Annotated in this window: 12 protein-coding genes; 5 read left to right on the forward strand and 7 right to left on the reverse strand. The window is 70.8% G+C overall.

The genetic code is table 11. From position 1 onward, the window contains the following. The coding region (locus ABZX11_RS28685) for a catalase (protein WP_354918529.1) at window positions 1-537 on the forward strand (537 nt) is incomplete at its 5' end. 225 nt (window positions 538-762) lie between these two features. Then, window positions 763-2802, forward strand: coding sequence for a phosphocholine-specific phospholipase C (locus ABZX11_RS28690; protein WP_354918532.1), 2040 nt, complete (start codon window positions 763-765; stop codon window positions 2800-2802). 106 nt (window positions 2803-2908) lie between these two features. Here ABZX11_RS28690 and ABZX11_RS28695 read toward each other — a convergent pair whose 3' ends face one another. From ABZX11_RS28695 to ABZX11_RS28705, 3 genes are all read right to left on the reverse strand, one after another. After that, on the reverse strand, window positions 2909-3760 hold the full coding sequence (locus ABZX11_RS28695; protein WP_354918535.1) for a TIGR04222 domain-containing membrane protein: 852 nt from the start codon (window positions 3758-3760) through the stop codon (window positions 2909-2911). Between the two features lie 236 nt (window positions 3761-3996). Then, on the reverse strand, window positions 3997-5190 hold the full coding sequence (locus ABZX11_RS28700; protein WP_354918538.1) for an AI-2E family transporter: 1194 nt from the start codon (window positions 5188-5190) through the stop codon (window positions 3997-3999). A gap of 158 nt (window positions 5191-5348) precedes the next feature. Then, the gene (locus ABZX11_RS28705) at window positions 5349-5807 is read right to left on the reverse strand and encodes a MarR family winged helix-turn-helix transcriptional regulator (protein ID WP_354918541.1); all 459 of its coding nucleotides are present in this window, start codon (window positions 5805-5807) and stop codon (window positions 5349-5351) included. A 57-nt stretch (window positions 5808-5864) separates the two neighbouring features. Between ABZX11_RS28705 and ABZX11_RS28710 the strand changes: the two genes are divergently transcribed. Beyond that, window positions 5865-6806: an amidohydrolase family protein gene (locus ABZX11_RS28710; RefSeq protein ID WP_354918544.1), complete on the forward strand. Its 942-nt coding sequence runs from the start codon at window positions 5865-5867 to the stop codon at window positions 6804-6806. Window positions 6807-6872: 66 nt separating this feature from the next. Next, the gene (locus tag ABZX11_RS28715) at window positions 6873-7844 is read left to right on the forward strand and encodes an NAD(P)-dependent alcohol dehydrogenase (protein WP_354918547.1); all 972 of its coding nucleotides are present in this window, start codon (window positions 6873-6875) and stop codon (window positions 7842-7844) included. Window positions 7845-7869: 25 nt separating this feature from the next. On the opposite strand, the gene ABZX11_RS28720 is transcribed toward ABZX11_RS28715, so the two are convergent. The 4 genes from ABZX11_RS28720 to ABZX11_RS28735 form a co-directional block, all read right to left on the reverse strand. Next, entirely contained in the window at window positions 7870-9432 is a 1563-nt protein-coding gene (locus ABZX11_RS28720) for a tetratricopeptide repeat protein (protein WP_354918550.1), read from the reverse strand. A gap of 13 nt (window positions 9433-9445) precedes the next feature. Then, on the reverse strand, window positions 9446-10012 hold the full coding sequence (locus tag ABZX11_RS28725; RefSeq protein ID WP_354918553.1) for an ATP-binding protein: 567 nt from the start codon (window positions 10010-10012) through the stop codon (window positions 9446-9448). Between the two features lie 392 nt (window positions 10013-10404). Continuing rightward, a complete protein-coding gene (locus tag ABZX11_RS28730; RefSeq protein ID WP_176170660.1) occupies window positions 10405-11712 on the reverse strand; it encodes an MFS transporter in 1308 nt (435 codons plus the stop codon). A 76-nt stretch (window positions 11713-11788) separates the two neighbouring features. Then, window positions 11789-12601, reverse strand: coding sequence for an alpha/beta fold hydrolase (locus tag ABZX11_RS28735; protein ID WP_176170661.1), 813 nt, complete (start codon window positions 12599-12601; stop codon window positions 11789-11791). Between the two features lie 205 nt (window positions 12602-12806). Between ABZX11_RS28735 and ABZX11_RS28740 the strand changes: the two genes are divergently transcribed. Then, window positions 12807-13640, forward strand: coding sequence for an IclR family transcriptional regulator (locus tag ABZX11_RS28740; protein ID WP_354918557.1), 834 nt, complete (start codon window positions 12807-12809; stop codon window positions 13638-13640). Window positions 13641-13697: the final 57 nt, after the last annotated feature.

Consider the following 13697-nt stretch of genomic DNA (forward strand, 5'->3'; position numbering starts at 1 on the left):
AAGATGCTGCTCGGCCGCCTGTTCTCCTACCCCGACGCGCACCGATACCGGATCGGCGCGAACTACAAGCAGCTGCCGGTCAACGCCCCCGTCGCGCCCGTGCACAGCTACAGCAAGGACGGCGCGATGCGGTACACGAAGGTATCCGATCCGGTGTACGCGCCGAATTCGAAGGGCGGCCCGCACGCCGACGTCGCCAAGTACGGGCAACCGGCGGGCTGGCACACCGACGGCGACATGGTCCGCACGGCCTACACACTGCGCGAGGACGACAACGACTGGAGCCAGGCCGCGACGATGGTCCGCGAGGTCCTCGACGACGACCAGCGTGCCCGGCTGGTCGACAACATCGTCGGCCACCTGCTCAACGGCGTATCCGAGCCGGTCCTGGAGCGCGCGTTCGACTACTGGCACAACGTGGACAAGGAACTGGGCGACCGGATCGAAGCCGGCGTCCGGGCCAAACAGGAGGAAAAGGACCCCAAGGCCGCCGACCAGGGCAACCCGGCCCGATCGAGCATGCAGCGCAAGGCCTGATCCCTGCCGGGTACCGCCCTGGAGCGAGCTGAGGAGCACCCAGCAGACAAGGGCGTGAGTCCGCGGTGGCGCGGACTCACGCCCTTGCGAGCCCGCCGCCGGACCGCGAACCGAACAGTTCGTGAACTTCACGCTGTGTGATTAGGTCCCTTCGTCGGTGTCACCGCACGGCCGGGCTCACCTACGCTGGCGCAGCCCTGCCGAGGTCCTCTGGAGGCTCCCGTGATGGCCGACCCGCACGAATTCACCCGACGCAGCTTCCTCGGCGGTGTCGCCGCCGCCGGCGCACTCGGCGCCCTCGCGCCCGGGATGGCCGAGGCCCTCGCCGAACCCCGCGTTTCCGGCAGCCTGTCGGACGTCGAGCACGTGGTCGTCCTCATGCAGGAAAACCGCTCCTTCGACCACTACTACGGCACGATGAAGGGGGTCCGCGGCTTCGGCGACCGCTCGGCGATCGTGCAGCCGAACGGCCAGGACGTCTTCCACCAGCCCGATTCCGGGCGCAGCGACGGCAAGTACCTGCTGCCGTTCCGCGTGGATACGACCAAAGTGGACGGTCAGGACCTCGGCGATCTCGGGCACGGCTGGACCGACCAGCACCAGGCCATCGCCGGCGGCGCGAACAACGCGTGGGTCGCGGCCAAGGGCGAGATGACCATGGGCCACTTCGACTCCGGCGACATCCCGTTCCACCGGGCGCTGGCCGACGCGTTCACCGTGTGCGACCACTACTTCTGCTCGGTGCAGGGCCCCACGACACCCAACCGGCTCTACCTCTTCACGGGCACGATCGACGCCGACGGCAAGGCGGGCGGGCCGGCGAACTACAACCCCGCCGACTACAAACCCGTCTTCAGCTGGACGACCTACCCCGAACGCCTGCAGCAGAACGGCGTTTCGTGGAAGGTCTACGCCAACAAGGAAGTCGGCGACGCCAGCGGCTCGTTCGTGGGCGACTACGGCGACAACCCGCTGTGGCTGTTCAAGGCCTACCACCAGGACTACGCGAGTGAGCTGTCCAAACGCGCCAGTGTGTTCAAGACGTGGGGCCCGGATTCGGGGCAGGGCAAGAACGTCGACCACGTCCTGGCCGAGTTCAAGGCCGACTGCGCGAGCGGCTCGCTCCCCCGCGTCTCGTGGGTCGTCGCACCCTACGGCTACTGCGAACACCCCGAAGCGCGCCCGGTCGACGGCGCCGCGTACACCCAGACCGTGCTGAACGCGTTGTGGGCCGACCCGAAGCTCTGGGAGTCCACGGTCGTCCTCATCAACTACGACGAGAACGACGGGTTCTTCGACCACGTCGCTCCGCCGATCGCACCGAGCGGCACCGCCGGCGAGTACATCGGTGGCAAGCCGATCGGGCTCGGCGCGCGCGTGCCGATGACGGTGATCTCGCCGTGGAGCCGCGGCGGCTGGGTCAGCTCCGAGGTCACCGACCACACTTCGGTCATCCGGTTCCTCGAACGCTGGACGGGCGTCGCCGAGCCGAACATCAGCGCGTGGCGGCGGGCGCTCTGCGGCGATCTCATGACGTGCTTCGACTTCGGCGCCCGGAATCTGCAGATCCCGCTGCTGCCGGACACCGCGGCCCTGCGCAAGCAGGCCGACGACACCCAGAAGAAGCTGCCGAAGCCGACGCCGCCGGCGGCCGGGAAGCAGCAGCTCCCCGTGCAGGAAGCCGGTACTCGCCCGGCCCGCGCGCTCCCCTACCGGCCGCTGGTCACGACGTCACTGAGCGCCGACCGCAAGATCCTCACGACGACGTTCGCCAACCAGGGCACCGCGGCCGTGCAGCTGATGGCCTACCGCAACGACGGCCAGACCGACGGGCCGTGGCCCTACGACGTGGCCCCGGGAGCGCAGGTGAGCGACACCTGGCGGATCCAGCTCTACGGCGGCGGCAAGTACGGCGTCGCGGTGCACGGGCCCAACCGGTTCCGCTGGGTCCTGGCCGGGAACGCGAACAGCGCCGGCGCGGGCGTCGACGTCCTGGGGAGTTACACGACCGACAACAATCTGCGGCTGACGATGCGCAACAGCGGGACGACGGCCGTGCGCGTCACGGTCACCGCGAACCACTACCGCACCGACGGCCCGTGGACGTACGCGCTGGCCGCCGGCCAGACCCTGACCGACGACTGGAACCCGGTCGCGTACGGCAACGGCTGGTACGACCTGTCCGCAACGCTCGACGCCGACCCGGCGTTCCTCCGCCGCTTCAGCGGGCACGTCGAAAATGGCGCTCCGAGCGTCACCGGCTGATCGCCCGGACCGCGCTGCCGGTGGTCAGCGTGTACGCAGGCGAGAGGCGACGACCCGCCGGCATCCTCACATGCCGACGAGAGGTTCATCGCGCACGGCACTGAGATCAGGTACCGAGTGCGTAATCGCCGGCCGCGGGGTGGAACAGTGACCAGGCGACGTCGTCGATCCCGTACGCGTGCTTGCGGTCCGGCAGCGACTCCCAGGCACTGTCCTGGCTGTCGCCCTTGATCGACGCGGCCAGTTCCTGGTCGGCCAGGCCGGCGAAGCCATGCACGGCGACCTGGCGGGCGGGAGTATCGGTGTCGAGAGCCCGCAGGTACGCCGATCCGAGCGCAGTGCGCGGGTCCGAACCTCGGTACCCACGCCGGCATTTCCCCAGACACCAGGTCAGCACGGGGAACACGACCCATCCGGCGAGCGCGAGTCCCACCGAGGTCCGGTACGCACTGGTCCCGAACTGGCCCGCGGCCATCATCATGTACGTCACCAACGCCAACGGCGCCAGCACGGCGAGCGCCCGCCCGAGCGGTTCCCACTGGCGCCGCATCCGGCGAACCACCAGCCCGCGGTCGGCCAGGTGCCCGTACGCACTGCCGAAGTTCAGCACGCGCCGACCGGCCCGACGACGGACCTCGGCGATCCCCTCGCCACCGGCCTCCTCGACCACGCCGAGCACGGACGCGCTGGTGAGATCCAAATCCCCGGTTCCGGTTCCGGTCGCGGTCAGCGCCCCGCCGCGTGCGGTGACGATGCCCCGGTCGACCAGGTCCATGACGGTCGCGTCGACCAGCCGCCCCGGCCCACCGCCGAGCATGCCGAGCAGCCGTGGTTCCGGCTCCAGGTCGACCGTCGGCAGCTGCTCCGGCCGGATCCGGGCGTCGGCGACGAGCGCCGCGAGCGGCCAGGCGATACCGAGCAAGGCGGCAACTCCGTAGAGGATGCACAGGATGAGCATCGGCGCCCCAGTGTCACTTCGGTTCGGCGGGCGGGTCACGCATTGCCCTTCGAGTCTATCCGCCGGTTCGTGCCCCCAGGCTCGATCTCATCTCCTTGTGCACACTGAGATCCGCCTCGCCGCGCCGCCTCATCGGCGAACCCGGAGCCACGAGGCTCACCTCGATCATCCTGTCATGCCGATGAGCTGACGTCGTGCGGGCGAGCAGCGGGCGGCGGAGTTCGTGGCCCGGACGATCAGGTCCGGTCGAGCCGCGGATACGTGACCTCGTGCAGGATCAGCAGCACCGCCGCGGCGACCGGGATCGCGACGAGCGCGCCGACCACCCCGAGCAGGACCCCGCCGAGCAGGACCGCGACCACCGTGACCAGCGCGGGCACCTTGACGACCTTCCCGATGATCCGCGGGACCAGCAAGTAGTCCTCGAGCAGCCGGTAGACGAGGAAGAACCCGACGGTGGCCAACGCGACCGGCCAGGACACCGTCAGCGCCACCAGCGACACAGTGATCCCGCCGACGACCGTGCCGATGACGGGGATCAGGTCGAGCAGGGCGACGAGGATCGCCAGCAGCAGCGCGTACGGCACCCCGAAGATCAGCAGCCAGCCGAACGTGACCGAGCCGGCGATCAGGGAGATCAGTGCGTTGCCCAGCACGTAGGCGCCGACCTTGGCGAAGATCTCGTCGCCGATCAGGATCACTCGCGGACGGCGCGAGCGGGGCACCAGCCGGTAGAAGGTCCGGCGGATGCGCGGCAGGTCTGCCGTGAAGTAGATCGTCAGCACGACCACGACCAGCAGGTCCCCCAGCGTCCCGAGCACGGCTTTGCCGGCCGACACGGCCGCGTCGAGTACTCCCGACCCACCGCTGAGCAACTGCTGCAGGTGCTGCTGCAGCCCGAAACGACCGTTGAGCTGCCCCAGCGGGGAACTGCGGTCCTGCAACGTCTGCAGGTACCGGGGCGCCTGGTGCGCGAACGCCGTCGCCTGCTCCACGACCACCGGGATCGCCAGGGCGAAGAACCCGCCGACCACCACCAGCAGCCCGAGCAGCACGGCCGACACCGCCGCCCCCCGCGGGAACCGGCGGCGCACCAGCCACGACACCGCGGGCTCCACGCCGATCGCCAGGAACAGCGCCAACCCGATCAGGATGAGGGTGTGCTGGGCGGTCACGATCGCCTGGGCGAGCACGTAGGCCACCCCCACTCCGGCGGCCCCGAGCAGCCCGACGAAGAACGGAGACTTCCGATCGAGCCGGCGGCCGGGTTCACCCAGTGGCCGGGCCGGGGTGCTCAGCTGCGCGGCCTCCGCCTCCGCCTCGGCCACCGTGCCTTCGTCCTCGGTGTGGGGCTGGGCGATCAGAGGGTGGTGCCCCTCGCGCGCGGGACCCGCGCGGTCGCCGGGTTCGCCGCCGGAAAAAGTTGCCATGGTCGAATTCCTCCGTGCCGCCGGGTGCCAACGAGCGTGAGTTCCCCCTTCCGGTGGTTTGAAGCGGCACCGCCAAGACATCTTTCAGCGGGACCGTGACTTCGACAGCAGCCACTTCACCCGCGTTGCACCCCAGGCCCGGCTCGCGGTTCGCGAGGTCAGCCGAGGGTGATCACCGGCACGAGTTTGTGGAGCAAGGTGACGAGCTGCCGGCGTTCCGCGGGGGAAAACACGCCGAACGCCTCCGCCTGGCGCTCGCGCCGGCGGGCCAGCAGGCGGGTCAGCCGTTCGCTGCCGTCCGGGGTCAACGTCACCAGGACCTTGCGCTCGTCTTCGGGTGATCGGCGGCGCACCACGACTCCGGCGGCTTCCAGCTGCTGGAGCATCCGGGTGGCCGTGGGGATGGACACGTCGGCCGCGGCGGCGAGCCGGCCGACCGGCAGTTCCGGCTCGGCCGCCAGGGGCTCGAGGAGCGTGACCTGGGGTAGCGACAGCCCGCCGTCGCGGTCCGCGCCGGCCGAGCGGGCCTTGCGCATGGCGAAGAACACCGCGTCGGCCGCCTGGACGAGCTCGTCGACCTCGGCGGCCGTCGGTGGGTGGTTGCCGGTCGTCGTCATGCGCGTTAGTCTAGCAAAGCAATAGTTAGCAACCTAGCTATTAGGAGGCTAGGCATCATGAATGACCGGATCGACGTCCACCAGCACCTTCTCCCCGCCCGCTACCGGGCGGCACTCGAAAGCAGCGGCACGACGGCAGGCGGGTGGCCGACGCCTTCGTGGAGTCCCGGCGACGCGACCGCGATGATGGACGAGGCGGGCATCGCCACCGGAGTGCTGTCCATCAGCGCACCGGGCGTCCACTTCGGCGACGACGCCGCGGCCCGTGACCTGGCGCGCGAGGTGAACGACTTCCAGGCCGAGCTCGTCAAGGACGCCCCTGATCGCTTCGGGCACTTCGCCGTGCTCCCGCTGCCGGACTTCGACGGCGCGGTCGCCGAGGCGGTGCGCGCACTCGACGAGCTGCACGCCGACGGCGTCGTCCTGCTGTCCAACGCCCGGGGCCGCTACCTGGGCGACCCGGCGTACGAGCCACTGTGGACGGAGCTGGCCGCGCGCCGCGCCGTGGTGTTCGTGCACCCGGCCGAGCCACCGATCGCGCGGCTCGACGGTTTGCCGAGCCCGTTGCTGGACTTCCCGTTCGACACCACGCGCACCGCGCTCGACCTGGTGGCGCACGGGGTGTTCGACCGGCACCCGCAGCTGCGGATCATCCTCTCGCACGCGGGCGGTTTCCTGCCGTTCGCGGCGCACCGGTTCACCGGCGCGGCGATGTTCAACCCCGGCACCACCCCGGACGGCATCCTGGCCGGGCTGCGCAAGTTCTACTTCGACACGGCCTTGTCCGCCGCGGCCACGTCGCTGCCGTCGCTGTTCGCCTTCGCCGAGCCGGGGCACGTCCTCTACGGCAGCGACTTCCCATTCGCGCCGAAGGAGTGGCGAGGCGAGTTCGACCGGTACCTCACCACCTACGACGGGCCCGGTGCGGAACGGTTCCCCGACGTCGACCGCGGCGCGGCGGAGGCGTTGTTCCCCCGGCTGGCGTCGTTCGCGAAATGAACTTTCCTCGACCTTGCCCGCATCTCGTACCTTACGCAGTAAGGTGGGAGTGTGAAGCAGTCTCGGATGAAAGCTGCCGTGCACACCAGGTACGGCCCGCCGGACGTCGTCCGGATCCGCGAGGTCGACAGGCCGGAAGCCGGGGACCGGGACGTGCTCGTCCGGGTGCACGCGACGACGGTGAACCGGACGGACTGTGCCTACCGGGCGGCCAGGCCCTTCTTCATGCGGCTGCTCACCGGCATCGTCCGGCCCCGGCGGACGATCATGGGAACCGAGTTCGCCGGGGAGGTCGAGGCGGTCGGCCAGGATGTCACGTCCTTCTCGGTCGGTGACCGGGTGTTCGGGTACAACGAGGGCGCGTTCGGCGCGCACGCCGAGTACCTGTCGGTGCCGGAGGACGGGTCGATCGCGACCGTGCCGGCGGGCGTGACCTTCGAGCAGGTGGCTCCTGCGACCGAGGGAGCGCACTACGCGCTCGCGTGCATCAGGCACGCGGGAACCCGGGCCGGACAGGACGTCCTGGTCCACGGCGCGTCCGGCGGGATCGGCTCGGCGGCAGTGCAGTTGCTGAAGAGCCTCGACGTCACCGTGACCGCGGTGTGCGCCACGGAGAGCCTGGCATTGGTGAAACGCCTGGGTGCGGACCGGGTCGTCGACTACACGGTGGAGGACTTCACCGAGGACGAGCAGACCTACGACGCGGTGTTCGACGCGGTGGGCAAGAGCACGTTCGGCCGCTGCAGGCGACTGCTCAAGCCCGGTGGCGTCTATCTGTCCTCGGAGCCGGGGCCCTGGGCGCAGAACCTCATGCTGGCAGCGGTCACTCCGCTGCTGCGCGGCAGGAGGGTGAAGTTCGCGTTCCCGCGGGACGACCAGGCCGTCGTTCGCCACCTGCGAGAGTTGATCGAGTCCGGGAAGTTCGCTCCGGTCATCGACCGCCGGTATGCACTGGACCAGATCGTCGACGCCTACCGGTATGTGGAGACCGGACAGAAAATCGGCAACGTCGTGATCACCATCGCACAGGTGGACTGACCGCAGCTCACATGCCCTGCAGCGGTCATGTCGACAGCAACCTCCGAACACGAGCGGCGTCGGCATCGCGGCCTTGGTCTTGGTACATCTGCAGTGCTTCCCGCCACGTCGCATGCGCGAGTTCGTGCCGGCCGAGGGCGGCGTGCGGGTGGCCGAGCCGATCCAGGCTGTTGACGGCCTCGGTCGTGTTGCCGAGGGCGAGGTGCCGGCTGACGGCCTGGTCGTAGTAGGCGATCGCCGAGTGGTAGTCGCCGGTGTGGTGGGCGATGTAGCCGAGGCTGTCCAGGGCCTTCGCCTCACCGATGGGGTTGCGGTGGCGCCGGTGCTGGGCCAAAGCGGTCAGGCAGTCGCGGCGCGCACTGCCGTAGCGGCCCAGTTGCGCCGCGAGCCAGCCCGTCGCGTTGAGCGCGAACGCTTCCAGCACCGGCTGGTCCAGATCGCGGAACAGCTCCCGGGCGCGGACGGCGTGCTCCAGTGCCCGTCGGCTGTCTCCTCGCTGTTCCCACGCCCACGCCAGATTCCGATGGCCCTGGGCCTGCCGGTCCAGGGCGCGGTGGTGCTCGGCCAGGTCCAGGGCGCGCTGCATGTGCTCGATCCCTTCCCCGGGGCGCCCCAGTGCGGTGCAGGCGTGACCGAGGTGCTGCTGCGCATCGATGCGGGCGATGAAGTCGGGCAGCTGCCCAGCGGCGTCCAGCGCCGCCTCCCACACCCGAAGCCGGTCGATGCGGTGGCCCCGACGGTAGTGGAACGTGTCGAGTGTCCAGGCCAGTTGCCACACCGCGGCATGCCACCCCTTGCCTGCGGCGGCGTGGTGGGCCGCCAGCAGCGTGGGGTGCTCGGTCTCCAGCCACGTCATCGCGATCGATGCGTCGGACAACGGCGGCGGGTGCACGCCGGGAGCGGGCGGCCCGAGCCGGATGGGCGGGCGGTGCGGGTCCAGGAGGCGGTCGGCGGCATACGCGACGTGCAGCTGGAAGTCGATCACCCGCCGCAGCGCCGCCTCCCGGGTGTCCCCGGTTTCGCGCCAGTGGTCCGGATCCGTGGCGAACAGGCGGATCAGGTCGTGCATCCGGTAGCGGCCGGGAATGTGCTGCTGAACCAGGGACGCGTTCTCCAGCTCCCGCAACACCAGCCGCGTCCGGTGCACGGGCAGGGCCGCCAGCGCCGCGACAGCGGGCAGGCTGATGTCCGGGCCGGGCGCGATCCCCAGCAGCTCGAGCAGGTTCGCCGCCGGACCGCTCAGGGCCCGGGTCGACCAGGACAGCACGACGCGCAGGTTCGAGTGCAGGTCCCCGGCGTCCAGCCCGTCCAGCCGAACGGCCGTGTCGCGCAGTTCCTCGGCCAGCACCGCGAGCGGGAAACCGGGGTGGTGCTCGATACGCGCGGCGACGATCCGGATCGCCAGCGGGAGCCCCGCGCAACAGGCCAGCAAGGCGGCCACTGCTTCCGGCTCGGCCGCCATCCGCTGCGGGCCGAGGTGGTTCGCCAGCAGGCGCCGGGCATCCGCGGCGGGCAGCACATCCAGGTCCAGCAGGCTGCCGCAGACGGTGACCAGGCCGGTGAGCCGACGCCGGCTGGTGACGATCACCGTGCAGGTCGGGCTACCCGGCAGCAGACCGCACCTGGTCGACGCCGTCCGCGTTGTCCAGCACGATCAGCATTCGCTTACCCTCGACCAGGCTCCGATACAACCCGATCTGGGCCTGCAGCGAACCCGGGATCCGGTCGGGATCCACCCCGAAGGCGTCGAGGAACCCGCGCACCGCGACAGCCGGCTCCAGCGGCGCACCCACCGGGGAAAAAGCCTGCAGGTCGACGAAAAGCTGGCCATCGGGGAACCGATCCTGGTGGGCGTGCGCCCAGTGCAGCGCCAGCGCGGTCTTCCCGATCCCCCCGGCGCCGGCCAGCGCGGAAATCACCACGCCGGCGCCGGACGGAGTCCCAGCGGTGTGCAGCGCGGCACTGAGCCGCGCCAATTCGGGCAGGCGGCCGACGAACCGAGCGGGCGCCGGTGGCAGCTGCCGCGGAACCGGCATCCGGTACGGCCGCTGCTGGACGATGTGGGCAAAGGTACCGGCCTGGACCACAACACCCGAAGCAGTCTCGGCGGACACGGTGTTGCGCACCTGTGGCTCGGCGGCGCTGTGGGCTCCTTCCTGATCCGTCATCCACCGCACCCCAGCCTCCCGCGGAAGCCGCCGGACACACGACCCCCACCCGGCGAATCCTCATGACCGCTCCGCACAAAGTCGTCCGCTCACCGCCACCCGTTACGCGCGCCCTCGCGAGAGCTGACGACGCCTCAGCCGCGCTTTCACGTCTCCCCGGCCAGCAGGCGCCGGATGACGTCGAGCCCCGGACCAGGACGACCGAGCTGTTGCCCACGTCGATGCCGAGCGCGAACCTGCCGGGGCGCGAGCTCGGCCACCGTGCGCGCCGCCCCGGCCACCACCGAGGGCCGGGTCACGACACCCGCCGTCGAACCCCAGGCGCTCGACCTCCTGGACGAAGGCCACCAGCTCCGGCGGCGGAACGCGCGGCGGGACCCGGACCCCGATCCTCATGCCGCCGGCGCCCCGGACGCCTCACGGAGGACCTCCGGCTGCTCCGACGGCGCCGGCCGCAGCAGCAGCCCGCCGGCCGCGGTCAGCGCCCACGCCACCGCCATGTACGCGGCGATGGACAGCCAGGTGCCGGTCGATGCCAGCAAGGACGCGCTGATCGCCGGAGCGAAGGCGTTGCCGAAGATCGTGCCGAGGGTGAAGCCGATCGCCATCCCGCTGAACCGCAGCGAAACCGGGAACGCCTGGGAGAAGAAGACCGGGAACATCGCGAAGTTGGCGGCGTAGCCCGCGAACAGCAGCGCGAACCCGAGGAACATCAGCCAGGGATTTCCCGTGTTCAGCAAGGGGAACCAGACGAACGGGAGTACGACCATCGCGACGGCCGAAGTGACGAAGACCGTCTTCGGCCCGATCCGGTCGGCCAGCTTGCCGTACAGCGGCGCGCCGATCACGACCACGAACAGCCCGGGCAGCAGGACGTCGATCATCGTCGCCGTGCTCACGCCCAGCTCGGCCTTGCCGTAAGTCAGCACGTACACCGAGCTCACGGTGATCGTGACGCCGGCGCCGAGCGTCGCCAGCGTCACCAGGACGACCGTGCCGCCGCAGCGACGCAGGACGTCCACCAGCGGCAGCTTGCGGACCGCGCCGGTGCTCTTGACCTCCGCGAACTCCGGGCTCTCCCGCAGGCCGAGCCGGATCACCATCCCGGCGACGACGAGCAGCACGCTCACCAGGAACGGGATCCGCCAGCCCCAGGCGAGCTGCGCGTCCTCGGGCAGCCGGGCCACCAGCAGGAACATCGCGTTGGCCAGGATGGTCCCGACCGCCGTGCCGGTGTTGAGGATGCCGCCGAAGAACCCGCGCCGCCGTTGGTCGGCGTGCTCGACGGTGAGCAGCGCGGCACCGCTGGACTCACCGCCGAGGGAGACACCCTGCACGATCCGGAGCGCGACGAGCAGGATCGGTGCGGCGATGCCCAGGGTGCCGTACGACGGCAGCAGCCCGATCGCGGTGGTCGCGACGCCCATCATCATCAGCGTGGTGACCAGGATGGACTTGCGGCCGAGCCGGTCGCCGAGGTGCCCGAACAGCAGCGCGCCGAAGGGACGGGCGACGTAGCCGACCCCGAAGCTGGACAAGGAAATGAGCGTCGCCACCACCGGATCGGCGGCGGGGAAGAAGATCTTCGGGAACAGCAGCGAAGCCGCCAGGCCGTAGACGAAGAAGTCGTAGAATTCGATGGCGGTGCCGAACCACCCGGCCAACGCGGCACGGGCCTGCTGGCGATGGGGTTGTGTCATAGCTGCCTCCGGAAGGGCCGGTCGAGTTGGCGTACTTTCGTGTGCGGGCCGGGACGTCGGCAACGCGCGGGTTCGATCAGCGGACCGGGGTGAAGCGGCGCAGGAAGGGCAGCACCGTGGCCGCGACCTCGTCGGCCTTGTCCTCCATGAGCGCGACCGTGCCGCCGTCGATCACGGCCAGGTGCACGAGGGCAGCCCCGGTCAGGTGCTGTTCCAGTGGCGCCAATGCGGGCAGGGCGAACGGGTCGGCGCCCGCGCCGAGGAGCAGGACGGGAGCGCGCACCCGCCCGATCCGCCGCTCCATCTCGTACCGGGCGCAGGCCAGGTGGCCTTCGCGCGGGTCGACGCCGGGGGCCAGCGCGTCCCGGACGAACCGGTCGAGCAGGCCGGTCGCCGCCTTCGGGTAGTAGGGGCGCCGCTGTTCCCACCACGCGAGCAGGTGGCCGCCGCCGGGGTCGCGGTCGGCGTCGTCGACCCCTGCACCGTCCACATGCGACGCACGGTAAGCCGGGTCCGCCCACGGCGTCGAAGACAGGACCAAGGCCGTGATCCGGCCGGGCGCCGCGGCGGCCAGCTCGACCGCCACCACGCCGCCGGTGTGGTGGCCGACCACCGCCGTGCGGTCCACGCCCAGGGCGTCCAGTGCCGCGAGGACGCCGCGGGCGTAATCCTCGATGCGCTGCGGAGCAGGCAGCGGCGTGCTGTTGCCGAACCCCGGTAGGTCGAGCGCGATCACCCGGTGGTCCGCGGCCAGCAGTGGCTGCAGCTCGCGGAACTCGTCGTGCGAGCGCGGGGTCTGGTGCAGCAGGAGCACGGCCGGGCCGCTTCCCTGTTCCGCGTAGTGCACCTGGCCGCCGGGCACCTTGACGTAGCCGTACTCCGTCGTCATGCGGCTCCCTGAAGTCGGAATGGAGGGTGCCCGGGAGTGTTCGCCGTCACCGCCGGTCGACCTAACCCGGCGGTCCGCCTACCGAACCGCTTCACCAGACCGTTTCACGACGGGGACGACCGGAAACTCGCTGGTAACGGACGGTGACGTCCACTGGACTTGGATCTTTCCGCGTGGTGATAATCCACAGCCGCGAGGAGGTGCCATGTTCACCGAGGACGAAGGCCGGCCCGGTTCGGTGCTCGGCAAGGCCCAGCTGCTGCTCGGCGCCTTCGAATCCGGCGCCTACCAGCTGGGGCTCACCGACCTGAGCCGCCGGTCCGGCGTGCCGAAGGCGTCGGCCTACCGCCTGGCGCAGGAGCTGGTCGAGTGGGGCCTGCTGGAGCGCCGCGGCGACTGCTACCAGCTCGGCCTGCGGGTGTTCGAGCTCGGCCAGCGGGTGCCGGCGTCGGCGGTGCTGCGCGCGGTCGCCCGGCCCGCGCTGGCGGACCTGTTCGCGGCGACTCGCGCGACGATCCACCTGGCCGTGCTCGACGGCGCCCACGTGCTCTTCCTGGAGAAGGTGGCCGGTGAGGCCAACATCCACTCGCACTCCCGGATCGGCGGCAGGCTGCCCGCACCGGCCACGGCGACCGGCAAGGTGCTGCTGGCCACCTCGCCGGACGTCGACGAGTACCTGGCCCGGTTCGCCGAAGCCGGGCTGACCCACCTGACCTCCCGCACGGTGTCCTCGGTGGACGATCTGCGCAAGCAGCTGACCGTGGTCCGGGCCAAGGGGTTCGCCCTGGAGATCGAAGAGACGATGCCCGGGGTCGGCAGCCTCGCGGTCCCGATCACCGGCGCCGACGGCACGGTCCGCGCGGCGGTGTCGACGACCGCGCCGGTCGCCCGTCTGGTCCCGAAACGCCTGCTGCCCGAGCTGCGCACGGCCGCGGCAGCCATCGCCCGGGCCCTCGACCGCGCTCTGCTCACCGCCTCCGAGGTCCGCAACGAGCCCTTCACCGCCCTCCAGGCACCGGTGAAGCGCGCGACCGGCTGACCGGTCCGTTCAGCGGACCCACCGCTTGGGCCGGGTCCGGGCGGGTCCGACGATCAC

The sequence above is a fragment of the Amycolatopsis sp. NPDC004169 genome, from assembly GCF_040610315.1.
GTDB lineage: Bacteria > Actinomycetota > Actinomycetes > Mycobacteriales > Pseudonocardiaceae > Amycolatopsis.